The organism is Enterococcus sp. AZ196 (assembly GCF_050498845.1).
Classification (GTDB): Bacteria; Bacillota; Bacilli; order Lactobacillales; family Enterococcaceae; genus Enterococcus_A; species Enterococcus_A murrayae.
The window spans coordinates 355,544-381,033 of sequence record NZ_JBIPAM010000002.1; the positions used below are offsets into that span (position 1 = coordinate 355,544).

Sequence of the window (25,490 nt, forward strand, 5' to 3'; positions counted from 1 at the left end):
AAATTTTAGTAGTTTTTCTATGAGGTTTTTGGTCAGCTGCTGAACATTCCTCCGTGATTGATTTATTCTTTAAATCGATTGCACCGTTACTATAAAAATAGGACCTTAAAAAAAGGCCCTATTCGTTAAAAACTATTGGTTTATATTCCGCTGTTCAGCTGTGCCTTCAGCAGCTGCTGAATCCTAACTAATTCTTCTGAAGAAAGGCGTTGATAGGAAATTTCGTCCTGCATGAAGCCTTCTCCTTTAGCCTGTTCAGATTCTATTTCACTAAAGGCTCCGCGGTATTTTCTAGTTAAGAGCTTCAGATCACTGAAATGAACATCGGTCTTGATATTGCTGCCGAGGCTCGTTAAAATTTCTTGATAGCTGCTTAGACCTTTAAAGCTGATCGCATTCTTCACGATCCCCGCAATCAGTTGGCGTTGGCGTGCTTGTCGACCATAATCCCCTTCTGGATCATCGTAACGCATGCGAACATATTTTAACGCGTTGCTTCCATCTAATTTTTGGACGCCTTTGGGAAATTCTGTTTCTTCGTATGTAAATGCAAAAGGATTGGATACTTCCACCTCTCCAACAGCATCAACAAGTGATTCGATTCCCTGCATATTGATCGTCACATAATAATTGATAGGAATATCTAATAGCTTTTCAACCGTAGCAATCGTCATAGCTGTACCGCCAAAGGCATACGCATGATTGATTTTATCCATCGTTCCGTGTCCTACAATCTCAGCATACGTATCTCGGGGCAAACTGACCAATACTGTTTTTTCTGTTTTGGGGTTCACAGTGGCTACCATGATCGTATCAGAACGTCCTTGCTCCGAACGACCCAGTGCTCCGGTATCGACGCCTAGTAATAAAACACTAAAGGGCTCCTGCTGTTTTAAATCAATCTCTTTTAACCGCTGTGCTCTTGCAATCGGCTCGTAGGCATTTTCAGTGGTGCTCTTTACATCGTAGAATACCTTCGCAGCAACAGCTGTGAGCAAAAGAATCAAGACCAATAAGGTACTTACCAGAACAGTCAAGATCTTTTTCAGCTGTTTTTTTCGATTAGGAGCTCTTCTCCGCTTCGTTCCCATTCATTCACTCCATCGCTTTTTTTCAGTTTTTTTGGTCCTGCTGGATCGGTACTAAAGGCCTGTGCTAGAATATCGGCGATCCGTTCGCTTGCATGACCATCTCCATAAGGATTCGCCGCTTGAGCCATTTTTTGATAATCCTCTGTCGATTCCAACAACTTCTTGGCCTCTTGAAAAACAATTTCCTTTTTAGTTCCCACTAATTTTAGTGTTCCTGCTTGGACACCTTCCGGACGTTCTGTCGTATCACGCAGAACCAACACCGGAACGCCTAATGATGGGGCCTCCTCCTGAACACCGCCAGAATCCGTTAGTATCAAGTCGCAGTGCTGAACAAAGTTATGGAAATCAAAAAGATCTAACGGTTCGATCAGCTGAATATTGTCTAAGCCCCCAAGCTCACTTTCTGCCAACTGACGAACGACTGGATTTTTGTGCATCGGAAAAATTATCTCAACATCCTTTTTAGTCTTTGCTAATTGAGTTAATGCTTGAAAGACTTCTGTCATCGGCTCACCCAGATTTTCTCTACGGTGCATCGTCACCAACAATTTTCTTTTCCCATTATTCAACAAGTTGGGGTGTGAGTATTCCTTGTCGATAGTATAGCTCATTGCGTCAATGGCAGTATTTCCTGTCACGAAGAGATGTTCCTTTGAATGGTTTTCCTTCAATAAATTATCAGCGCTTGCCTGCGTCGGTGCAAAGTGAAGATCAGCTACGGCATCGACCAATTGACGATTCATCTCCTCTGGAAAAGGTGAATACTTCTGCCAAGTGCGCAGACCCGCTTCGACATGACCGATAGAAATCTGCTGATAATAGGCGGATAAGGCTGCCGCTAATGTCGTCGTTGTATCGCCATGAACTAAAACGATATCTGGCCGGTGATCCTCCAGTATGGGTGTAAGCAGCTTGATAATGCGAATCGTCATATCGCTCAGAGCTTGCTTGTCTTTCATGATATTCAAATCAAAATCTGGTGTGATTTCAAAAAAATCCAATACTTGATCCAGCATGTCTCGGTGCTGGCCGGTTACTACTACCATTGACTCAAAGCGCGCATCCTTTTCTAAGACCTTGATGACTGGAGCCATTTTAATCGCTTCTGGCCTAGTACCAAAAATCGACATTACTTTTATCGACATATGTATCTCCCTTTTATTCAATAATTTTTCCCCTACGACAAAGAATCTTGAAGGAGATTCTGGTCCTCTCCTTCAAGATTCTCTGTACTTCAAACATAAAACAAGCGAATTGAAGAGCTAAATAATAAAAAGATTGATTGTTTTTGCGAAATATCGAACAATGAAAAAATTTATTATTTTAGATTCCACGTTTTAAGAGGTTTATCTGCTGGTGCGTATTCCAATTTAGTTGGTTTTTCTCCCGGTCCGATCAGATAATATAATTTACCCTTAGACGCTTTTTCCGGTGCTAGTACACCGCCAAAGGCTTCCATCTCTTCAGTTACGTTGTATGTCTTATCTTTTTTATCTGTCACCAAGCGAAAATCAATCGCTCCCATTCCTTTGTCTTGGGTACCAATATTCTTATACTCAACAGTAAAGGTAATCAGCTGCTTAGGCTTTTTCGCTTGATCCACAGATTCACTGCTAGATACTTCGGTGAGTTTCATTTCCATTCCATCCGCCGTGAAAGGAGCATTCAATCCATCTTTTACTTCAACCTTGGCAACCGAAACACTCGTTTCTCCGCTGCTGCTGCTTTCTTTGTCATTTCCAGCCGCACATCCAGTTAAGAGAAAACAAGCTGCGATAACACTTAATAATAATTTTTTCATTCAAAATCTCCGTTCGCTAGTTCACTAGAACTGTTTTTCTATCTAATTCTTTGCTGTCAGGTCCATATGCAACTAGGTAAGCAGTGTCGCCTTTTTTGATAGCATTTCCTACATAGTAAGTGAATGAACCATTTTTAAAGGTGCCGCCAATTGAAACCAGTCCATCGTTTACGTAAAGGCGAGCCTGTGTCACATCACCTGAATAAACGCCTGAGATTTCAATCGCACCAACAGTATACGTATTTGGCGAAATACTGCCCCTATAAGAAGAGCTTGTGAAGGAAACTTTCACATTTTCCTGCAATAACACATCATTGGTCCCGTAAGCATTCATAGTTACATTGTCACCATCTTTGATACTGCTGCCAACATAATAAGTGAAACGACCATCTTTAAAGGTACCGCCCCAAGAGATGACGTTGCCATTTATTGATAGACGAGCTTTGCGTACATCGCCAGTGTAGGTGCCGGTGATTTCTCCGTTACCAATTGTGTAACTGTCAGGAGTAATCGTTCCTTTTTGTACAGGTGCTTGCTTGATGTTAACGATATTGTTTTGAGTCAATAGAGTGTTGTTCTGATCGTAGCCGTTGATTAACACACTGTCGCCGGCTTTGATTCTTGAAGAGCCTACCCAATAGGTGAAGCGTCCGTTAGTAAAAGTTCCGCCTAAAGAAAGGACCGTTCCATTGACAATCACTTTTGCTTTCTTCACGTCTCCCGTGTAAGTTCCAGTAATTTCTTCGTTTCCAATCGTGTAAGCATCCGCTACCATTGATCCAGCTGTTGTTGCTTCAACTTGAACAACTTTGCTGTCTAATTCCTTGTCATCTGCGCTGAAGGCAACTAAACGTACATTGGCCCCTTTAGCAATCACATTTTGACCAACATAATAAGTGAACGTACCATTTTTAAAGGTTCCGCCTTGTGAAATTAAATTATTATTGACATACAATTTAGCTTTCTTCACATCGCCAGTATAGGTTCCGGTAATTTCTACATCGCCGACTTTGAATAGATTTGGAGTAATAGTTCCTTTTGCTTCTGGTGCAGCAACAATAGTAACTTTATTGTTTTGACTTAATACATCGCCGTCTACATCATAGCCATTGATTAGAACACTATCACCTTGTTTAATAGCATTTTTGCCAACCCAGTAGCTGAATTCACCATCTCTGAACGTTCCGCCTAAAGCAAGAACCTTTCCGTTAACGATGACTTTTGCCTTCTTCACATCTCCAGTGAATGTTCCACGAATATATTCTTCGCCGATTGTATAATCATAGGCAGTGATCGTACCGCTATAATTAGATAGTACCTTAACTGTTTTTTCATCTAATTTATTCTTGTTTTCGTCGTAAGCCATCAAGACAACTTTAGAGTTTTTCTTGATTAGACCAGTCGTTACTTCATAGGAGAAGCGACCATCTCTGAGGGTTCCGCCTTCAGATACCAAATGATCATCAACATAAAACTCTAGATAAGAAACATCCCCTTCATACTTACCTGTGATCAGTCCTTGTCCAACTGTATAATCATCTGGTGTGATTTCATGAATGCTTTCTTTGACAACAACTTCAATATCTTTTGTTGCGATCCCTCTGTGAGAATCTTCAACTGAATAAGTAATGAAGTATTTACCGGGAACACTGGTGTTTACTGTGTTTGACTTAACCACAATTTTTGTAGTTAAATCGCCGTCTTCTTCATCATGAGCAGTTACTCCTTCTAAAGGATTGAACGGCGTGCCCTTTTCAATCACTTTATTTTCAGCATGGATAACTGGCAATGTGTTTTCTGCTACAGTTACTTCGATCGTTTTAGTTGCTGTCAACCCATGGCTGTCCGTGATTTTGTAGGTTACAGGGTAGACACCCTCCACATTTGAACGTACTTGATTATCAATAATGACAACATTTTTAGTGATATCGCCATCTTCTTTATCGATCGCCGATACCCCTTTCATAGCAAATGCGCCAGTAAAGTCATCGCCTAGTACGATTTTACGGTTTTCCGCAGTCAATACCGGCTTTTCCGTCCCATAGGCTGGATCAAGCTTTGCATATTCCAAGAAGCCGCTAGACTCTTTTCCACCACCGACTGTCCAGTCAATGATATTATTATCCTGCGTCAAACCTGTGTTGAAATGATATTTACCATCCAATGAACCTGGAATACGGATTTCTGTGTCTGTTACAAACCCACCTAAATCAATATTCACCGAACAATAAACCCGTGGTAAAATACCGACTATCGTCGTAATATTCGGATTCTGAATAACCAGTGAGCAACTCTCTGGATCTACTCTGATATCTGTTGATTTGTAGGTATAAGATTTAATTGGAATACCTAAGTTGTAGGCCTTCATCTCACCTGATAAATAGTTGATAAAACGCGGATCTTCCAATAACGGCTTAAATTCATTTGGCAATTTGACTTGATAATAGGTTTTATCAGCGATACCTAAATTCGCTAATTGAGTGATGTTTAAGTCAACAGTCAAAATACCTTCTGTTTTTTGATTGTTGATCACTAATTCTTTACCTGTTGATGTTTTTAAGCCAATTTTACCCCAAGCAATCAACCCAATATCCATTGGTTTAATAAGACCATTTGTCTCCTGCTTCTTTGTATCTTCAGCATCCTCGTCTTCAGCAGGTGCTTCAGTCGTAGGTATCTCCTTTGTTTCTGTTGTTTCCTGTACGGGTTCGTCACTTGTTTCTGGTGCAACTTCTGGCAGATCGTTCTTCACCAGACTGTCTGCCAGTTCTGGTGCTACCTCTTCTGTTTCTACATTTTTTTCTTCTGCCAAAGCTGCAGCAGGCAGCAGGCCTGTGTTCAGCAACATCAAGCTGCTGGCACCGATTGTTAATAATTTCTTTTTCTTCACTAAATTTACCCCTTTCTTTTTTCCCTTTTTTGAATCAAACACACACTACATTCATCCATCACCTCCCTAATATTTGTAGTATTTGTAGTTTCCTGTACTCGTAGATTTTGCTCCGTTGTAAACAAAGCCCACCAGACGAGCATTTGACTGCTTAAGCAGGTTTTTGCATTTTATTAAGTTGTTTCGTTTTGTGCGGTTTTCACGAACTACTAAAATAACGCCATCAACCTTCGAAGAGAAGATCTGAGCATCTGTCACTACAAGCAGCGGCGGAGAATCAATAATGACAAAGTCGTACTGTTCCTCCAGCTGTCCTAAAATTTCATTTAACCTGTTGGAATTTAACAACTCCGATGGATTTGGCGGTATCGGTCCGGCCGGGAGAAAATCCAAATTTTTTACTTGTGTGCTTTGGATCGCTTCCTCCGGCATAGTCCGGCTGTTGCTCAATAAAGAACTTAGCCCCTTAGCACGGGTAGAAAAGGAATTAAAATATTTCCCTGCTGTCGCGCGCCGCAAATCGCCATCAACCAGCAGCACTTTTTGATTGGTTTCAGACATAACGACTGCTAAGTTAGAAGCCAACGTAGTCTTTCCTTCCTCCTGCTCTGTCGATGTCACTAACAGCAGCTTTAATGACTGCCCGGAGGATGCGGCAAACTGAATACTCGTTCGAACATTGCGGTACTGTTCGGTAATAGGTGAAAATCGATTTTCGATCGAAATTAATCGTGTTTCTCTTTCTTTCATGTAATGACGCTCCTAAGTTTAGACTCTTTTTCTTTGTCTTCTAGACACACGCAAAGACTCCTCCGACAAATTTCTCTTCAGAAGATCCTTATCCTTTGCGGACATTTTCATGTCTACACTAGTCATGTAGGGGATAATCCCTAAGGCATTGGTTTCAAAAACTTCATAGACCGTTTGTTCTGATTTGATCGTCTGATCAAAGCTTGCCCGCACCAAAACAAATAGGAAGCCGGCCAACACACCAATAAATAGACTTAGGACTAAATTTAATTTATGATTCGGCGATATTGGCGCCCGACTAGCAGTCGCTTCTGAAGTAATCGAAATTTCTCCAGGAATTTGACTTTCTGCTAAAGCTTCTTGAAATATTTGCGAAGTTGTATTGGCTAAATGAGCGGACAGCCTTGGTCGATCGCTAACAGCGCGGATCGAAAAAAAAAGCGATTCTTGCTGCTGTTCGAGTGTAATTGCTTCTCTTAACTGACTAATCGTCATTTGTTGATGTTCTTCTGTCTGCAATCTTTCTTGTACTCGGCCTAAGACCAAATCACTTAACACCAGTTCCTTGTAGGTTTTTACCAATTGTAGATTAGCAGTAATTTCATTAGAAAGATTTTCTTCCGTCGATTTCGTTGCCGCGATCATCTGTGTTTGCGAGCTGTACTGCGGCGTGATCCAGAAAAAGGTAATATAGCTGCCCAGCAGTAAGCCGCCGATACTAAAAAGAACAATGGTCAGCAGCTTTTCCTTAATAGTGCGCACAAAAAAGGAGAAATTTAATTTTTCATCCATAATGACTAGTTGCCTCCGATAGTTTATATACTGGTTTAATAAGCCCCATCTCGTGTGATGATGACCAAAAAGGTTTTAAGTATGATCTGTATATCCAGAAGAAAACTTCCTTTAGCTAAGTAGCTGAGATCTAGTTGGATCATTTCTTCAAAATGGAGATTGTTCCGCCCATTCACCTGCCACAGACCGGTACATCCAGGCTTAACAAGTAATCTCAGACGATGATAATCCGAGTATTGCTCCACTTCATGAGGCAATGCTGGTCTTGGTCCGACAATCGACATCTCCCCTTTCAGTACATTCACCAGTTGCGGAAATTCATCAATGCTAAATTTCCGCAAAAAATGACCGGTTCGAGTAATACGCGGATCACATTTCATTTTGAACATAGGGCCTTGAATCTCATTTTTTTCCATCAAGTCTGCCAGCTGCTCTTCAGCTCCAACAAACATTGTCCGAAATTTATATAGAACAAAATAGTTTCCATTCAGACCAACACGTGTTTGACTAAAAAAGACTGGGCCTTTAGGATCTTCCAGTTTTATCAACAGTGCAACAAAACCAAATGGAATCGCCAAAACAGCTAATCCCAAAAGACTTACAACGATGTCAATGACTCGTTTTGTTTTCCTTCCAAAAAAAATGGAGGCAGCTAAATTTTGTTGTTCAGTTAATTCAAAATCATTAATGGACGAGTTATTTTCATAAATGTTATTCATCATTTCACTTCCAAAAAATCGAAAAAATCCGATGTATTTTTCTTGATTACCAAACTCTTTTTTTAGAATAATTACAACTAACAAACTAATAATAGAACAGAAGCTGCACCTTGAAACATCAAATAAGTGATGGTTTTTAACATTTTTATCCAAAAATCACGTTTTTTATTAACACAAACGACAAAACGATGCTCATTCCATTCTATTTTTGTTCGATTTTTGAATTTTTAAGCTATTTTTCAAAGTACATTCTCAGCTACATCAAAAATTTTGTGTCCTTCACTATTTTTAAACTCGGCTTCTGCTTTGATTAAATGGTAGAATTCATCTGATATCTGATAGCCTCTTCCCCATGCTGTATCGATCGGACTAAAATCCATTCCGCTCTTTTCTACTTTTTCTTTGATGTTGCGGACACAGCTAGACAACGCGGACATTTTTGAATCCGTTACTCCTTCTTCACGCCAAATTTTCTTGCACAATTCCTGCCGTGACAGATACTGGCCTCTGTTTTCGTACAGACACATCAGCATGATTCTTTCCCGTTTAGAAAAACCAAAATTGTAAAAGCGGTAGTCTACCTCATCAGTCCTTCTTTTCCTGCTGCTGAAGGTTCTGGCCTTCGGATGTTCGGCCTGCTTTTGTTCAATAGCTTGACAAAGCTCGCGAATCTCCTCTAAGGAAGCATTTCCTTTGATCCTCTGATCAATGATGTATTCTGTCCGCTCTTCTTCATAGCCCTTTGTAAACTCACTTTCATATTTCCTGACGATTGCCGGAACATATTCGCGAATACGCGGGATTATTTCAAAAATCTCCTGATAAGACACCGTCTCACTTAAAATAACCGCGTCAAAACAAGAAAGCAGCTGCCCCATCTCCTGATCCATCGAAAAACACTCATCTAGTAAACACGTGCTGCAAAACACTTCATTATTTATTTGCTGAAGTTTGCTTTGAAAGCTCGTCTCAGCCAATATATTTTTCGTTAAAATTAATAGTTTCATATTCGATCTCCTTTACCAATTTCATTTAAGTGATTAATACTCTCAACAAATTCGTCATAGAATCTTCGCTTTGAATGCCTGTTTCTTCCTTTTAAAGCTTCTTTACTCAGCTGATCGCGGAGCGCGTCATCATGAATCAATTGCTCTAATCCCTCAGCAAAACGCGGAACAAACTGCTGATCATACTCGATTAATAACGCGCTTTTTTCACTGATGTATTCTGGAATCCCGCCAATTTTAGTGGCAATGACAGGAATTCCCATTGCTTGCGCTTCAACCGCCGAAAGGCAGCAGGTTTCGTGGAATATTGATGGAACAGCACAAATATCCGCCGCCTTCAGATAGAGAGGCATCTGACTTTTTTCAATATAGCCAGTAAAAGTCACTTCGATGGGCAGCTGCTCTGCCTGCGCCATTACCTTCTTGAAATAGGAATCCTTTTGAGCGGAGCTGTAGGTAGTTCCCCCTAATACCAATACCTTGACGTTTTGCACCGATTCAATTTGATTCAATGCATCAAACAACAGATGCACCCCTTTGGTCTCCGTCACCCGACCTGAAAAGACAATGACACAATCCGTCTCCTTGTAATGAAATAGCGAACGGATTTTCTGCCTCTCAGTAGGCGCTGTCGGCTGATATTCCTCTAACGCGATCCCATTATTCACACGATAAAGAGCGGGCCATTCCTTTGAATAGCTAATCTCCTGCACTTTCTCGTTAAGAAAATCACATACCGATAAAATCCCATCCAGCTCCTGAAGAATCGTTGCTCCCTTCATTGTTCGATTATTGAGATAATCATTGTGTAAATAAACGGCCAGCTTCCCTGAAAAAAAGCGGCGGATAAGAGGAATTCGCTCTGGACAATTCAAATCAATCAGGCAATCCACAGAATTCTTTTGCAGATAGTGTTTGGCTGCTGTCACTAGCTCTGGATAAGGGATCATATTTTTTCTTTTGCCTGTAACGATTTGTCTTCCCTTGTTCCAGCATCTTTGAATAAACCAGCGAAACGGCCGCTCTTTTGTTTTCACCGCAACCACTTGCGTATGCTTATGTGTTCGATTGAACGCTGCAATCGCCTCATCATCCTTAGATACCACGATCAGCTCCAACAGCTGCTGCTGTTCATTTTCTTCAATTAAAGTGTCGAGCAGCGTTTCTATCGCACCGCCTTTTACCGCCGGCACAGGTAATTTTCCATAAGTCAGCAGTAACACCCGTATCCTCTTCATTTGAATTTCTCCTGCACTAAGAGATAGATAAAATAGACATTCTCAAAGATATAGCGTTTATAAAGTCGCTGCGGCTCCTTCATAAATCGATGCAGCCACTCCAATCCATTGCGCTGCATCCAAACAGGCGCCCGTGATATTTCGCCAGCTAGTACATCAAAGCTCCCGCCAACGCCCATGATTAAGTTGGCGTTCAATTCTTTTTTATACTTATTTACAAACGCCTCCTTATAAGGAGAAGTCATTCCAATGAACAGCATTTGCGGTTGACAGTCGGCAATTTTTTTTACTACCTCCTGTTCATCCTTGAAATAGCCATGCTGTGCACCAGCGATTTTCAGCTTGGGATACTGCTGCTTCAATACCTCCAGCAGCTTATTGAGAATTGTCTCTTTCGTGCCGAGAAAATATACTGTCAAGCCTAGTTCTTCCGCCTGCTTCAGCAGTGCCATCATTGTGTCGATTCCAGTAACCCGATCAATGTCTTTCTTTTTGAGCCATCGGCAGGCTCGCACCACTGAGTAGCCGTCCGCACTTACCATGTCCGCTTGTTGAATGATTTTTTTGATTTCAGCATCACGATGGCTTAGAACGACCTTATTGGAATTAACTCCTACGTGCTCTATTACTTCATTTCGCTGGATTCGCTCAATCATCTCTTCCACCGTTTCTTCCAAGCTGCCCTCATCAATCAGCAAATCAAATAGTTCAATTTTATTCATTGCGTCCCCTCCTTCTTATTGGATTGCTCTGAAACAAATCAATGGAAATGATACACACGATCACTAAAATCTGACTGCCGATCGAAGCCAACTTTGAGAAGGTCAACCATTGATTAAGAACGATCTGTAAAACCAACAGACCGAATTGAATTCCCATTTTTCTAGCAGATAGATAATTTTCCATTAAACGATTGGTCTCTTTTTTTCGTAAATAAAAGATGATAAAAAAGCCCAAACCAGATGCTATCGAGGCACCATTAATCCCCACCAGTGGAATCAAGATAAGGCTGCCCACGAGACTGACGGCAGCTCCGACTAGTGAAGTCGTCAAAACGCCTTTTGTTTTCTTCACCACGATATAAGCTGTTCCTAAAAAGCCCGAAACACAGGAAAAGAAATTGCTTATCAGCAGCAATGGTATGTAAGCTTTGGCAAAATAAAACTCCTTTGACAGCAATACAGAAGCTATCGGATCTAAAAACAAGAGAATCAAGCACGAGAAAACCAAGAGCAGTGTGCAATAATGATTGAAGACATTTTGATAGAAGCTCCCCGCATCTTTTTTGCGATAGTTTTCAACCGCAGAAAGCTGCCAAGCCTGCAAGAAGATTGAGCCGATCACTGATAACAAGCTAGGAACCTTACTAGCCGCAGCGTACATGCCATTGCTTGCTACTCCCAGAAAGAAAGTCATAATAAAGCGGCTGGATGTTGTAAGAATCCACCACATAGCCGAATTGGGAATCAAGGGCAGGCTGTAAGTGATCAACTGCTTCTTTTGCACCTGATCCAAGTCCTTTTCTTTGATAAACAAATTCTTCCAGGAGATGTTGAAGGATAAGAATATTAAGGAAAAGCTATTCGCCAATACCAAAGACAAAAAGTATGCATCGAGCTTATTGGCCATTTGACGAAAGAAAAATAGCCCAAAAAGCATGGTCAGCAGCGATAACAGAATGCCGTTTGATGCATAGATTCTCAGCTTGCCGATCGCTTTGATGTACTGCATGAAAATCAATTGAAAGGATTGGATCGTCAGTAAAAGAAAACTGAGCAAACCAACATAAGAAGAGATCATCACCTGTGGTCCGCATAGATAGACCCCTCCAACCAATATCCCAGTCAGACCGAGCCCAACGAGGTTAATACTGATCGCCGTGCGCAGCCAGCCCACCTTTTCTGAATTACTTTTGCTGTCCAAAACAAAGCGCAAAACGCCTTCAGAGACACTCAAGCTGACGATCGGCAGCATCAAATTAATCGTATTGATCAGCAGATCCGCTGTTCCATACTCACTTTTGCTCAAATAATAGGTATAAAACCCAACCAAAAAAAACGTAATCAGCTTGCTGCCAAAACTGCCAATCGCAAAAATCAACGAATCGCTGAATAATTTCTTATATTGATTCATATTTCTACCAAGTTTTGCCGAATGTCAGCTATAATTTGATGATTAATCGCAAAGGCCGTTCGCATTTCTTCTTTCCGCTGCTTCATTTTAATTAGCTCCTGCTCATTGTCCGCCAGCTTTTCGGCGATTTTCTTTGATAAAAGCTCTCTTTTTTCATTCAGGCCTTCAATTGCCAGCACATCTTCCTCCAGCTCAAGATTTTTGAACATTTCTACCACTTTTTGCTGCCAAGACAAGCCAATAATTGGAACAAATTGCGAAACCGCGACTATCATTGAATGCATTCGGGTTCCAATTACCAGGTTCAGCGATTGATATAAGTCAAGCAAGTCTTCACGATCCTTAACGAAGACTACCTTTACCTCTGTTGATTTCTGGAAATCAGAATAAAGTGTTTCGATTGTTTCGTAATCCTGCACTTCAGAGGAATATAGAACAATCTCTTTTTTCGCCTGAGCTAAGCGTTGGATCAACACCTTCATCTCCTCCAAATAGTCCAGATAATCCTTCCGTGAACAGCCGGTAATTCGATAGTCAATGACACAAATCCCGATGCGTTCCTGCAGAGCTCTTTGTGCTTTTAATTGCTCAAAGGGCAGTGATTCTGGCAATAGAAACACTGGATCAACAGAAGCATAAGCTGCTGGGTGTTGAGTATTTTCCAAGTATCTTAATGACCGTTCATCACGAAAAGTGACATACTCACATTTCTTTAAGGTAGCGACAGCCGCATTTCTTTGTTTCTCCGTGCAAAACGGACCGATTCCAATCGAGCTGACAAAGACCGGGACCTGATGCTTATTAGCCAAGGAAACCACTTGATCAAAGCGCTGAGCGGATAAGGTGGCGGACGATAAATCAAAAATTGCATTCCCTCCACCGATTACTAAAAGATCCGTTTGGGCCAACGTCTCCTCAAAATGTTGAATATCTGCTGGATCATACATTTTTCTTCGCGATCTTAGCCACTTTCCCCTACTGACAAGGTTTCTTACCAATGGCAGCTGGCGAAAGTATTTATAATAAATTTCATGGGTTCTTGATCGACGAATCAGATTTTTATTTATCTTAATTTTTGATTCTTCAATTAGTTTGTAACTATATTTCCATGTTTCAATTCCGGCTAACAGCTGCTCTGATAACGTCGCGGCAATCAATCGATCACCAATATTCGAGCTGTCAATGAAACTAACTAGTGTGGCTTTCACTCATGTTCCTCTACTTTCATGTTTTTTATATTTCATAAAAATCTACAATTCCGATCGCTTCTATTTCCATCAACTGCTGTGCCGCTTCAGGTGACCTTAGGAATTTTCTTTCATGTACATAGAACCATCCGAAGCTGCAGGATGTACTGAGCATAAAACTCATGATGAATATTCCCAGGATGAATTTAGGAACACTAGGTGTCCTTTCTGTTTCAATGGATTGGGCAGAAAGCAGAAATACATTTCTAGGCAGACGACTGTTTTCGACGATCTGGGGATAATGCTCACTTAAGCTCACAGCTATTTTTTTACTTTGTTCTGGACTGCGGGTCGTAATAGCGACTGTAAAAATTTGTGAATTGATGCTGCTTGAAACTTTCATGCTAGCTAATAATGCTTGCTTGCTTTGCTGCGGGTTATCCTTTTGTATCGCCTGCAGCATAGGCTCGCTTTTCACCATTTCCTTATAGGTTTCTACCAGCTTGATATTGCTAGAGATCACTTGATTCTCGATTTCCAATCTATCCTCATCCCCATTGTCTTCAACGCTATGTTCCGTTGCCGGTAATAAAAAGGACACCTGATTTGTATAGTCAAACCCCTTCATAAAGAACATGCCTCCACAGCCTATTCCCATAAAACAGAGGGTCATTACTAAAATCACTTTTTTTTGCAGCCACAGAAAATGCATGAACTCCTTAAATGAATACATGAATAACTCCTCTCCTAATCAGCTAACGATTCATATACACATTCCCAATTTTGCAGATAAGCTTCCATAGAGTAGTGATCTCTGATCGTCTTCTGAGCATTGGCAGAGAATCGTCTACGCTTCTCCTGATTAGAGAAAAAGGCTATGATCGCCTGCTCCATTTGATCGATGTCTCCCGGCGCGACCAGAAAACCATTCTCTTGGTTTTTTATTACCTGACTGATTCCCCCCACATCCGTTGCCAAATTTGGAATGCCGCAGCCCATCGTTTCCAAGATTGCCATCGGAATCCCCTCATGATACGAAGGAAGAAGATGCAAGCCACAGTCCTTCAACAATTCCGCTTGATTCGTGGTCCAGCCATGCAGCTCGACGTTTTCACAATTAAGCCGCTTCATCTGTTCAATGATTTTCGGGGTCGTTTCATCAGTATCGCCGTAAAGATGAAATCGCACGTTTGGTATTTTTCTTTGGATTCGCTTAGCAAGTGCCAAAATATCGTGGCTTCCTTTTCGCTCACAAATGCGCCCAAAGGTTAAAACGTTGGTTGAATGAAGCTGATAGCTATTATTCGAAGGGACAGAAACAGCATTATTTATCACGATGACCTTTGTTTTCGTCAGTGTTTGATAATAGTTTCTCCAGTCATCACCCAAAGCGACCACTAAATCAACTCGGTTCAAGGTTTTGCGAATCGAACGTTTTTTATTTTCGGATGCTTCTTTATAGAAATGGTCAAAATTCGGCGCATGCATATGAAAAATAATTTTCGTTCCTTTTTTCACAGCCTTCACCAGTACTGCTTTACGGTAAAAACTCGCGTCTTGTGAAACGTGAAAGTGAACAATCGATACTTCTTCAGTATGTGTCGCTACAAACAGCTGCCGAAACGATCGTAAAGCATAGAAGAGCTTGTGCTTCTCATTCCATGAAAATAGATAACGAATCTGCCATTTTTGATTTTTGGGAAAGTAATTAATAAAATTTTTGACGACCGTTGAAATTCCACCTTTACCTGTACTTTCCGGTCCCACCATGATTATCTTTTTCATATTTGCTCCTCTTTAATCACTTGGATGAACATGCACATAAAACCAAATACTGTCGCTGACAGTGCTGAAAAAAAGACATGCCCGACCAAAAAACTGTAAATAACCGTAAAAATTAATAAGAATACGCAAAACTTATCACTGCCTTGATAAACTGCTACTCTTAGGAAATGAACAACCACTGACACAAGGATGATCGTTCCAATAATTCCATAGGAAAAAAACATGTCAAAAAAATCCATTTCAATCAGGCCGCCCTTCCTGCCGTACCAATTCCAGCGATTCTCAAAGCCTGAACCAAACCAAAAAATCAATTGATTTTTCGGCGCTTGAGAAAAATTAGCGGCCGCATCTCGTAAATAAACATTCCTAGAACTCAACAGCAGTCTCGGCCAATCATCCTGATAAAGCGTGCGGAAGTATGTAAAGCGTGCAATCACACTAGATAAAGATGTTAATAGGAATTCCTTTCCCTTCATCAAAAGAAATAGCAACAGCCCTAACAAAAATTCAAAAACGAAAAATTGTTCATGCAAAGAATCACTGCGATAACGAAAAAGAAAATAGCCGATTAAATAGAAGGAATAGAGAACGCCTGTTAATAAGCCAGACTTTGTTCCTAAAATCAGCAGGCAATACATATTAAGAAAATAAAGAATTAATAAAAGACTTGCTGGTACTATCGGTTTATGTTGCTGGATCAAAAACCAACCCACAAAAAAAAGCATGATTAAAAAAGCATAGGCGATATCATTAGTAGCAAAGTAAAAACCTTTAAAGCCAGCTGCATCATCATAGGTGTTATTTCCCAGGCCCAAAACATAAGGAACAATTAAACCGCCAATCAAAAAGACATCCAATACAATAGTCAGTTTAGACAACCTCTTTACGGATAAAGCTGCTCCGAATTGCTTCGCAAAGAAGGGAATCAGCAGACATAAGGAAAAACGAATAACATAGGACATTTCCTCCACCAGCAGGTTAAAGCCTGTGGCGAAAAAGAAGGCCTGAAAAATACAAATGATCGTTAATGAAAAAAGAGTAATAAGAAGCAATACATAGTCATCTGTTTGCTTCATTCCTTTCGCTAGAACACCGTAAAGAATATAAGCTATGAAAAAGATTCTATACGCTGTTCCCAATGGAATATTGCTGCCGTATGATATGAAGACCCCGTTGAAAATATCCACTATAGGAAAAATCATTATCAACAGCAAAAAAATATGAAGCCTTATCCGATTACTCAATAAATCTCTCCTTTTCTTTAGAATTAAGTAAAATTTGCGATGCATAAAATTAAATATAATTAATGTTAATCTAGTCTATATTTATTCAAACATCTGTTTTTGTTAATTTTTAATCAAAATTTGATTGGTTGACTTTTGAATAAGAGTATAAAATAATAAATGTAAGTTAATAAAACGGAATATTAACATCACAAAAGTCTATTTATTTATTCACCGCAACATTTCTTACTGTTTGTTTAACTAAATTATTTTAAAAATAAATGATCGAAAGGAGGGATTTACAGGAAGATGTTTCTAATCAATCAAATTGCGGATCTATTTGACAAGGAAACGTTCACAAAAATAAAAATTATTTGCTTGTTGAAGGAATGTAAAACGTGGCTATCCATTGATGAGCTGTCACTGCAGCTAGAAATTAATCAAAGAACTATTTTGAAGTACCTTACATTTATCGAAGAAGACATCGATTCGTTCATTTCCAACAATGAAATTGTGTTGAAGAATCACAATAAGAAAGGATATTTTTTGCATTATGATTTTGAACCAGCGTTAGAGGATTTGATTTTCCGAATGATCGAGGGCACTATTAACTATCAATTGATAATGAAAATCTTTTTCTCAAAAATGCCGTCAATCATCCAATTTTCACATAAGTATTATGTCAGTGAGTCTTCTCTATGGCGCATGATCAATAAATTTCGAAAAAAATTAGTGCCTAAGGGAATAACGATTGAGCGTCGTTCTTTAGAATTGGTGGGGAATGAAACACATATTCGTAATCTCAGCTTTCTCCTGCTATTGACTTCATTCAGCAGAGGCAGCTGGCCTTATGGGGGAACTACAAGATTAATCACAGAAAAAATTATTGACCGTGTTATTAACTTTTTCCATTTATGTTTATCGGAGTTTGAATACAAGAAACTTTTTTGCATGATTGCGGTGTGCATTGAAAGAGCAAAAAGAGGAAAGCATGTTCAGCTAACAAAGGAGCAGCGAGAAAATATCGAAAAAAATGAGCTGTTCGATCGCTTTTTTTACGAGCTGAGGGATATTTTGCCTAAAGAGCTCCAGCAGCAAAATGAAATAGGCTTTCTATTTTTATATGTTTTTACAATAGACGAGGTGTTTAATAATACTTACATACGAAAAGATTTTATCGAATTTCATTATGAGCGGAACACACAACTGTTCCAGTCGGTCGAAATCTTCAAAAAACTCTGGTTCGATGAACAGAAGTTTTTCATTTCAAAAGAAGACCATAAAACAGTGGATAAAAGTCTCTACAGTGCTCATCTGCATTGTCAGCTATTCCACAATAAAGAACCTTCTGATTATCATTCACAGGAATCTTGTCTATATGCCAGTGAATCGATCTCTCCTCACTTAAGAAATCGAGCAAGCGAGTTAATTTCTTTGCTATACAAAAAAACCGGTTTTCCACTTTTTCGAGACAGCAGCTATTTATTATCCGTTTATCCTTTATTGTTTGAAACGATCACGCCTCTTCAAAAAGTGGAGGAGCCTTTGCAGATTTTCTTAGCCTCAGACTTGTCAAATTTAGAGGAACAGCGTCTGATCAACATGATTAAAAATGAATTCTTAGGGCGTTTTAAAATGGAAATTTACACTCACCATGATTGCCTGGGTGAAATCAATTCACTCGATCTGCTGCTTTCAACAAGAAAAACAATTTTAGTCGATCAACCAGCTATTCCCAATATCGTGATCCCTCGAAAACCTACAAAACTAGATTTTTGCACGCTAGACGCGAAATTAAACGAACTTTTTATGATAAAAAACCAGCAAAAAAGGCATGTATCTTTTTGAAGGATACATGCCTTTTCACTTATCTAAAAAAAGAATGTCGTTTTACCTTTTGAAAAGCTGGACGCTTTACTGGATCTCCATTCAGCAGATCTTTGGTCATCTGCTCCATCTCTCTCACTAATTCACTCCCAAAATCCTTCTCAATTTCTTGATAAGCTTCCTTTAAATAAAAGCCTCGCTGCTGAATACTATGAGCATCAGAGGCAACCATGTAAACCAATCGATTACTCAACATCGTCCTAGCTACCTTTTGAATTTTCCGACCAAAAAAACCAATAACACTCGGCGCAGTTAATTGAGTTAAGACCCCCATTTCCAGATACGGTACTAGTCGGTTCGGGTCTTTTGAAAACACGCCATTACGTTCTGGATGGACTATCACAGGTGTATGTCCCTGTTCAATTAGCTGATAAAAAAGCTGATCTGTATAGGCCGGAACCTCTGCTGCTGGAAACTCGATCAGCAGGTATTGGTTATTCAGATCTGTAAATAGAATATTTTGATGCCGAATATCTTCAAGCAATTCACCAGTCAAACGAACCTCCTGACCTTCAAAAAGAGTCAAATCTATCCCTCTTTGATCGAATTCCTGCTGCAAATTTTTTACGGCTGCGATGACATTGGCAGCCGGATTATCATAACGGCCATTCTTATGATGTGGGGTACATAAAATGTGTGTAATCCCCTGTTGTACAGCTGAATGAGCCATAGCGATACTCTCTTCAAGATTTTTAGGACCATCATCCACCCCTGGAAGAATATGACAATGTAAATCTATCACGCCTATCACTCCAAACTAATTAATCTCTCTAAAAACATTTTAAAAAGGATCAGATAGTCAATCATTCCCTACGGCTCGACTGTCTCATACCCAATCTTTCGTTTGATTTTAACAGACATTCCTTTCAACGCCCTATCAAAATTCGCTCATTTTTCGAAAAAAGAGAAGCGACAAACTTATATATAGCTGTGAATCTTCTCTTTTTAGAAATGAAAGTGAACTGTTTTTGCTTTTTTTGATAGAAATCAAAATGATTGCGTTTACATTATCAATTTTCTATTGTATACTCTTTTAAAGGATAAGACGTTATAACGTCTTATCCAATTATGGTAACTATTTTTAGAAAAGGAGGAAAAAATGTTATGGAATCAACAAAGGTGTTAGCAAAGCAATTAGTAAAACTTATGGGAGGAGCTGAAAATATTCAATCGATTACTCATTGTGCCACACGATTACGCCCACAGTTCAAAAATCGAAGTTTCGTTCGAACAAAGGAAATTCAGGAACTAGATGGTGTTACAGGAATCGTTGATAAAGAAGCTGGTTTTCAAATTATTATTGGAACAAATGTTGGCGAAGTTTATGAGGCTTTTATCAACTGTTTGGATACCCAGCCATCCTCTGCTTCAGAGAATTTAAAATCTGAAACGAAAGAAAAACATTTGCTGAATGATTTTGTTGCTTTAGTTGTCAGTATCTTTTCACCATTATTGCCATTACTAGCCGGATCAGGTTTACTTCGCGGTTTTACCATTTTGGCAAACGAACTGGGATGGTTATCAACAACAAGCACAACAAATCTGATGTTAACTCTTGCTGCTACTTCAGTTTTCTATTTTTTGCCATTATTAGTAGCCGTAACCTCGGCAAATCGATTTAAAACCAGCCCATATATTGCTGTAGCTATTTTAGGAGCATTAATCATGCCTGATTTCATTAATCTTATTCAAGGAGATGGCGGAAACTTGATTCGTTTCTTTGGAATATCTATGCCCGTATTCAACTATACGAGCCAAGTCATTCCCGCAATTTTGACTGTCTGGCTACAGTCAGTTTTGGAGCACTTTATGAAGAGGAGATTACCGAATAGTTTGCATATGATTGTCATTCCAACAATCTTATTGTTCTTGTTAGTTCCAATTGTCGTTGGTATTTTCGGTCCTATTGGAAATTACCTAAGTATTGGGATTGCGAATATCGTAGGTTGGTTAGCGAATATAAATCAAATTGTTACAGGAGCGGTAATTGGCGGAATTTGGAATATTTTAATTATGTTCGGTGTTCATTGGGCCCCAAATACAATGGTAATCATTCCTGAGATAGCTCGAACAGGCCACTCCGCATTCATTGCTTATGGAGCAACGGCAAACTTTGGGATGGCAGGAGCCGCATTTGCTATATTTCTGCGTTCCCGCAATCAAAAGTTAAAGACCTTTTCACTGACTGCTATTACGTCGGTTTTTTTATCAGGCATTGTAGAACCCGCTATCTATGGTTTAGGCGTAAAATTCAAAACACCATTAATTGCAGGTTGTTTAGGGGCCGCATTAGGTGGAGCGTTCATGGGGGCATTTGATGTTATTGGAAATGCATTTGTTTTTGGTGGTTTGACCACGATACCAGCATTCGCAGGCCCCACTTTATGGGCTTACGTTGTTGGTTTAGCTATTTCATTTTTCGGTGGAATGATTTTAACCTTTTTATTCGGTGTGAAAGATCCTGAAGCAGAAATGACACAGACAAATTAGAAAAAGGAAGGAAAGATACTATGACTTTACATGCAAAAATTCAAGGAACTCTAGCTTTAGCGGCAATCGGGGATGCTATGGGAGCCGCAACAGAAAATCTATCTTTTGATCAAATTCGAATTCTTTTTGGAGAAAAAGTAACAGAATTCAAAAAACCAGGTGAAACGGCTTTCGCATTGGGGAATGAACCAGGACAAGTAACAGATGACTTTTCTCAAATTTATTTTTTATGTAATGAAATTCTATCTAATAACGGAATGTTGGACAAAGAGACTGTCATCAAAGCTATGTTAGCTTGGTCAGATGTCCCAATGTACTTTGACCGCTTTGCAGGACCTACTACAAGAAGTGCGATCGCTATGTATAAGGATCCTTCTTTAGAAATGAAACCTCTTCCCGGAGCAGTAACCGTGGATTATGCTTCTAAAGCTACCAATGGCGCAGCCATGAAAATTGCTCCGGCAGGAATTCTACATCCAAATAATCTCGAAGGAGCAATCGAGGCGGCAATCACAATTGCTCAAGTAACTCATGACAATTCCTTAGCAATTTCAGGCGCCTGTGCGGTGGCGGCAGCAACCAGTATATCTTTAGCACCTCATGCCACAATAGATGACGTGCTATCTGCAGGATTTTACGGAGCGGTTCGCGGAGAAACGTTGGCCAAAGAAGTCTCGAGAGAGGTAGCCGGACCAAATGTTGTGGAACGTATACAACTAGCGTATACTGTTGTTAACGGTATTGGAACGAAAGAAGACAAATTACGTCAACTTTCTCAAATCGTTGGCAGCGGGTTGCATATTTCGGAAGCGGTTCCTTGCGCCTTTGGAATTGTCGCTCTCAATAAGGAGAATGTCCTGCAAGCAGTCATTGACGCAGTAAATATTGGATACGATACGGATACCATCGCGACAATTGTCGGCTCTATGGTAGGTGCTTTTATTGACCAATCCGATCCACAATTCCACTCCTTATTTGAAGCCGTTCAGCTTGCCAATGATTTTAATCTAGTTCAACTAGCAAATTCATTATCAGATGTGGTGGGGTTTCATGAAAGGAAACAGTGTTAAATATTTAGCTATTTATGAAGAATTGAAACAAGAAATTATTAATGGTGCCTATACTGTAGGAGAGACATTCCCTGCGGAGCCAGAATTACAGCAACGATTTAATGTTAGTCGTATTACAGTACGACATGCTGTTAAGCTCCTAGTAGACGAAGGCTATTTGCAACGGATCCACGGTGTTGGAACAATCGTCTTAAGCCAAAAAGAATCGCTACAGTTACAAACCTTGCTAAGTTTTACAGAAGAAAACAATGATCGTGATGCACATTCGTCTCTGTATTCCTTTAACGAATCAGTTGTTGCTGATCCAACAGTTTGTTCTCATCTAGAACTTCCTAAGGGGGCTACAGTCAGTTGTCACGAAAGGGTTCGCTGGGTAGATGGGATTCCCATCAGCTTTCAAAGAGTCTATTGTCCCTCTTTTATTAAACTAGTCTCTGAAGAACTTGAAGCACCCGATGCTTCTCTATATAAGCTATTAAGAGAAAAAGGATTCGTAGTAACAAAAGCACAGGAAACAATCGAGTCAGTTATTTCTGATAAACAGTTGGCAGAATGTTTAAACATAGAAGAAAATAAGCCTTTATTGTATGTTGAACGAGTTACTCGAGATCAGAAAGACCGCCTAATTGAATACACGGAATTCTTTTATCGCGGTGATCGCTATCGCTATAATGTGCAGTTGCAAGTACCTTAAACTAATTGTAAGCTAACATCCGTCATGCGAATCAGTTGTGATTCACATGACGGATTATTTTTATTTCATATTATTAAACTGATACACATCTGTGTCCTAAACTATGACAATGTAAAGTAAACAAACAATGAAAGCTAGTAGAATCAAAAATATAAACCATTAAATCCGCCGCCCCCCTTCTCTATCACAAAAAATAAATCATCTGGAATAGCGGTATCTAAAATGATAGAATGACTTGAGGACAAGAAGACTGCTATAATTTTGCGATTTCACCGCAAAATGTAAGGGCATACATTTTGTCTTAAAATACTACCTTGGTAGAAGTGGGGAGGAACATGTATATGCGTTTTAAATTTTTTAATGAACTAGAGTTGGATTTCACGAATGATCAGAATGAAGAACAAGTAGTTGCTGCAGTAAAGAAAGTTAAAGCATTACTTGGAGAAGAAATTCCTATGATTATCAATGGAAAACGAATCCGTACACAAGAATGGATCAATTCCTATAATCCCGCTGAGAAATCACAACTAGTGGCTAAAGTTGCGAGTGCTACTGCTACGAATGCAGATGAAGCTGTAGAAGCTTGTGCAGCAGGTTTTGAAAAATGGAAAAAAGTCTCCCTAGAAGAACGATTGACATTGGCACAGCGGGTGGTTGAGCTTTTATTAGAAAAACGATTTGAGCTGATCGCTTGGATGAGCTTTGAAAATGGAAAAAATTGGGGTGAAGCTGACGGTGAAATCTGTGAGTTGATTGATTTTACTCGTGCTTATATGAACAGCATGGAAAAATTATCTGAGGGATTAGATTATTTGATTCCTGATCCTCAAGAGGAGCGAGCATGTGTTTACGTGCCTATTGGTGTAGGTATTGCTGTCGCTCCTTGGAACTTTCCTTTATCCCTGATCGGCGGCATGGTGATGAGTGCCTTGATTACAGGCAATACGGTCGTTCTAAAACCGGCTAGTGATACACCTGCTGTTGCCTATCGCTTTTTTGAAATTTTAGAAGAAGCAGGATATCCAGCAGATAGTATTGCTTTCTTACCAGGGTCAGGAGCAGCGATTGGAAATCAGCTGGTAGCTCATCCTCAAACGAGATTCGTCAATTTCACAGGCTCCAAAGAAGTCGGCTTAAAAATTAATGAATTAGCTGCTAAAACCGGTCCTGGACAAATTTGGATCAAACGAGTGGTAGCAGAAATGGGCGGGAAAAATGCGATTGTCGTTGATGAATCAGCTGATCTTGCAAAAGCAGCTAGCGACATCGTTGCTTCAGCATTCTTTTTACAAGGTCAAAAATGCTCTGCATGTTCGCGAGTGATTGTTCACGAAACAATCAAAGAGCAATTAGTTGAGATGATCGTTCAAAAAACACAGGAATTAGAGCAAGGAGCTGGAACAGAAAATTATGCACTTGGTCCTGTTATCTCGCAAAGTGCCTTCAACAAAATTACAAAATATATAGAAATTGCTAAGAAAGAAGACCAATTGATCTATGGCGGCAGTTACGATGATCAAAAAGGGTATTTCATTGATCCTGCAATTTTTGCTGTATCACCCGAGTCGACTATCTTTAAAGAAGAGATCTTCGGCCCAGTATTGGCAATCACTGGCTATCAAAACTTCTCTGAGGCTATTAGCTTAGCAAACGCAACTGAATATGCCTTGACCGGTTCTTTATATTCCGAGAATGAAGCGAACATCAAGGAAGCGCAAGCTGATTTCCATGTGGGAAACCTGTATATCAATCATAAATCTACCGGCGCAGTTGTTCGTCAACATCCATTTGGTGGTTTTAATATGTCTGGAACAGATGCAAAAACTGGAACCCATGACTATTTACAAAACTTCCTACAATTGAAATCCATCACTCGAACAATTACAAAGTAAAACGATTGAAACTATTTTCACTAAGAGGTCGGGCCTCTTTTATCATCAAAAATAGGAGTCGAAACTAAAAGTGAGTCGAAAGAAAAATTTCTTTTGACTCACTTCTATTTATCTTGAATGTCACTAAAAGACTATTCATCCGGTTTATCACCCGAAATCATAAAGATCATGGTACTTTTGATAATTGATCATCCCAAGCGAAGTAGTAAACAACCGCGATTTTGCTTCTAGTTCGATTCGTAGTTTTTCATACTCTTTTCCTGTATGCTTCTTTGGCTCATTTTCTTTTCTTCTTGGATCAAATAACTCCTTCATGATGGATTCCTCCTTCATCTTTTCTTCCAGGGGAGGCAGACAAATTACATTAGTTCTCTGAAAACACAGGAACTTCCACTACTGGCAACACTTTCGTCATCCATAAAAATTCAATGTCGTGTTTTGTAAACGGGATTAGCACACGACGGTAATTACGTTTCACGTAAAATAACTGAGCAGTTTTACGTCCGGTTAAAATAATCCGGAAGTGTCCTTGCTCCTGAGCAAATTCTTCCAAACTGCTCATCAATTGATCTCCGATATGTTGTCCCTGATATTCTGGTAAAACTGCTACCTGTCGAACACGGGCGATTCCAAAGGGATATAATTGAATAGATGCGGTTCCCACGACTTCATCGTTTTCAACTGCCACAAAAACATTTAAATTTTTCTCTTTATTCCAATCAATTTTCCCGCCTAACACCTGTTTGCGTAATTTCACTGCACTAGTATGTTCTTTGCTAAACAATTCAGCTATTTCAATTTTCATCATCACAGGCTCCTTTTCATTTTGCTCGCATTC

At 39.7% G+C, this 25,490-nt stretch carries 23 protein-coding genes; 5 read left to right on the forward strand and 18 right to left on the reverse strand.

Features of this window, described 5'->3' with window-relative positions; all coding sequences use genetic code 11:
- Positions 1–140 precede the first annotated feature (140 nt).
- From IGI67_RS19470 to IGI67_RS19540, 15 genes are all read right to left on the reverse strand, one after another.
- Complete coding sequence (locus tag IGI67_RS19470; RefSeq protein ID WP_429958937.1) at positions 141–1,091, reverse strand: LCP family protein; 951 nt, start codon at positions 1,089–1,091, stop codon at positions 141–143.
- Positions 1,046–2,239 (reverse strand): non-hydrolyzing UDP-N-acetylglucosamine 2-epimerase, encoded by a 1,194-nt coding sequence (gene wecB / locus IGI67_RS19475; protein ID WP_429958938.1) that lies wholly within the window; start codon positions 2,237–2,239, stop codon positions 1,046–1,048. Before wecB ends, IGI67_RS19470 begins: the two co-directional genes overlap by 46 nt.
- 173 nt (positions 2,240–2,412) lie before the next feature.
- Positions 2,413–2,895 (reverse strand): DUF4352 domain-containing protein, encoded by a 483-nt coding sequence (locus IGI67_RS19480; protein WP_207107027.1) that lies wholly within the window; start codon positions 2,893–2,895, stop codon positions 2,413–2,415.
- A gap of 16 nt (positions 2,896–2,911) precedes the next feature.
- A complete protein-coding gene (locus IGI67_RS19485) occupies positions 2,912–5,785 on the reverse strand; it encodes an immunoglobulin-like domain-containing protein (RefSeq protein ID WP_429958939.1) in 2,874 nt (957 codons plus the stop codon).
- 66 nt (positions 5,786–5,851) lie between these two features.
- Positions 5,852–6,535: a CpsD/CapB family tyrosine-protein kinase gene (locus IGI67_RS19490; protein WP_207107025.1), complete on the reverse strand. Its 684-nt coding sequence runs from the start codon at positions 6,533–6,535 to the stop codon at positions 5,852–5,854.
- A gap of 18 nt (positions 6,536–6,553) precedes the next feature.
- The gene (locus IGI67_RS19495; RefSeq protein WP_429958940.1) at positions 6,554–7,327 is read right to left on the reverse strand and encodes a YveK family protein; all 774 of its coding nucleotides are present in this window, start codon (positions 7,325–7,327) and stop codon (positions 6,554–6,556) included.
- Positions 7,328–7,362: 35 nt separating this feature from the next.
- Positions 7,363–8,049 carry a sugar transferase gene (locus IGI67_RS19500; RefSeq protein WP_429958941.1) on the reverse strand — a complete coding sequence of 229 codons (687 nt, stop codon included), beginning with the start codon at positions 8,047–8,049 and terminating at the stop codon, positions 7,363–7,365.
- A gap of 236 nt (positions 8,050–8,285) precedes the next feature.
- The gene (locus IGI67_RS19505) at positions 8,286–9,053 is read right to left on the reverse strand and encodes a winged helix-turn-helix domain-containing protein (protein WP_429958942.1); all 768 of its coding nucleotides are present in this window, start codon (positions 9,051–9,053) and stop codon (positions 8,286–8,288) included.
- Entirely contained in the window at positions 9,050–10,291 is a 1,242-nt protein-coding gene (locus IGI67_RS19510; RefSeq protein ID WP_429958943.1) for a glycosyltransferase family 4 protein, read from the reverse strand. The genes IGI67_RS19505 and IGI67_RS19510 overlap by 4 nt, the downstream gene beginning before the upstream one ends.
- A complete protein-coding gene (locus IGI67_RS19515) occupies positions 10,288–11,013 on the reverse strand; it encodes a WecB/TagA/CpsF family glycosyltransferase (protein WP_207107020.1) in 726 nt (241 codons plus the stop codon). The genes IGI67_RS19510 and IGI67_RS19515 overlap by 4 nt, the downstream gene beginning before the upstream one ends.
- On the reverse strand, positions 11,006–12,424 hold the full coding sequence (locus IGI67_RS19520) for a lipopolysaccharide biosynthesis protein (RefSeq protein ID WP_429958944.1): 1,419 nt from the start codon (positions 12,422–12,424) through the stop codon (positions 11,006–11,008). The genes IGI67_RS19515 and IGI67_RS19520 overlap by 8 nt, the downstream gene beginning before the upstream one ends.
- Positions 12,421–13,632 carry a polysaccharide pyruvyl transferase family protein gene (locus IGI67_RS19525; protein ID WP_429958945.1) on the reverse strand — a complete coding sequence of 404 codons (1,212 nt, stop codon included), beginning with the start codon at positions 13,630–13,632 and terminating at the stop codon, positions 12,421–12,423. Before IGI67_RS19525 ends, IGI67_RS19520 begins: the two co-directional genes overlap by 4 nt.
- A 25-nt stretch (positions 13,633–13,657) precedes the next feature.
- Positions 13,658–14,344 (reverse strand): YveK family protein, encoded by a 687-nt coding sequence (locus IGI67_RS19530; protein ID WP_429958946.1) that lies wholly within the window; start codon positions 14,342–14,344, stop codon positions 13,658–13,660.
- A 14-nt stretch (positions 14,345–14,358) separates the two neighbouring features.
- A complete protein-coding gene (locus IGI67_RS19535; protein WP_429958947.1) occupies positions 14,359–15,396 on the reverse strand; it encodes a glycosyltransferase family 4 protein in 1,038 nt (345 codons plus the stop codon).
- Positions 15,393–16,640: an O-antigen ligase family protein gene (locus IGI67_RS19540; RefSeq protein ID WP_429958948.1), complete on the reverse strand. Its 1,248-nt coding sequence runs from the start codon at positions 16,638–16,640 to the stop codon at positions 15,393–15,395. Before IGI67_RS19540 ends, IGI67_RS19535 begins: the two co-directional genes overlap by 4 nt.
- 288 nt (positions 16,641–16,928) lie before the next feature.
- On the opposite strand from IGI67_RS19540, the gene IGI67_RS19545 reads away from it, so the two are divergent.
- Positions 16,929–18,467, forward strand: a complete 1,539-nt coding sequence (locus tag IGI67_RS19545) for a helix-turn-helix domain-containing protein (RefSeq protein ID WP_429958949.1) — start codon at positions 16,929–16,931, stop codon at positions 18,465–18,467.
- Positions 18,468–18,486: 19 nt separating this feature from the next.
- Here the strand turns inward: IGI67_RS19545 and IGI67_RS19550 are convergent, their stop codons facing one another.
- Complete coding sequence (locus IGI67_RS19550; RefSeq protein ID WP_429958950.1) at positions 18,487–19,248, reverse strand: tyrosine-protein phosphatase; 762 nt, start codon at positions 19,246–19,248, stop codon at positions 18,487–18,489.
- Between the two features lie 362 nt (positions 19,249–19,610).
- Between IGI67_RS19550 and IGI67_RS19555 the strand changes: the two genes are divergently transcribed.
- The 4 genes from IGI67_RS19555 to IGI67_RS19570 all read left to right on the forward strand — a co-directional run bounded on the left by IGI67_RS19555 (position 19,611) and on the right by IGI67_RS19570 (position 24,652).
- Positions 19,611–20,996, forward strand: a complete 1,386-nt coding sequence (locus IGI67_RS19555; protein WP_429958951.1) for a PTS transporter subunit EIIC — start codon at positions 19,611–19,613, stop codon at positions 20,994–20,996.
- 20 nt (positions 20,997–21,016) lie between these two features.
- Positions 21,017–22,066, forward strand: coding sequence for an ADP-ribosylglycohydrolase family protein (locus IGI67_RS19560; protein ID WP_429958952.1), 1,050 nt, complete (start codon positions 21,017–21,019; stop codon positions 22,064–22,066).
- A complete protein-coding gene (locus tag IGI67_RS19565; protein ID WP_429958953.1) occupies positions 22,047–22,760 on the forward strand; it encodes a GntR family transcriptional regulator in 714 nt (237 codons plus the stop codon). Before IGI67_RS19560 ends, IGI67_RS19565 begins: the two co-directional genes overlap by 20 nt.
- Positions 22,761–23,101: 341 nt before the next feature.
- On the forward strand, positions 23,102–24,652 hold the full coding sequence (locus tag IGI67_RS19570) for an L-glutamate gamma-semialdehyde dehydrogenase (protein ID WP_429958954.1): 1,551 nt from the start codon (positions 23,102–23,104) through the stop codon (positions 24,650–24,652).
- 147 nt (positions 24,653–24,799) lie between these two features.
- Here IGI67_RS19570 and IGI67_RS19575 read toward each other — a convergent pair whose 3' ends face one another.
- Both IGI67_RS19575 and IGI67_RS19580 read right to left on the reverse strand, forming a co-directional pair.
- Positions 24,800–24,967: a hypothetical protein gene (locus tag IGI67_RS19575; RefSeq protein WP_207108923.1), complete on the reverse strand. Its 168-nt coding sequence runs from the start codon at positions 24,965–24,967 to the stop codon at positions 24,800–24,802.
- Positions 24,968–25,016: 49 nt separating this feature from the next.
- Positions 25,017–25,460 (reverse strand): GNAT family N-acetyltransferase, encoded by a 444-nt coding sequence (locus tag IGI67_RS19580; protein WP_429958955.1) that lies wholly within the window; start codon positions 25,458–25,460, stop codon positions 25,017–25,019.
- Between the last annotated feature and the right edge of the window lie 30 nt (positions 25,461–25,490).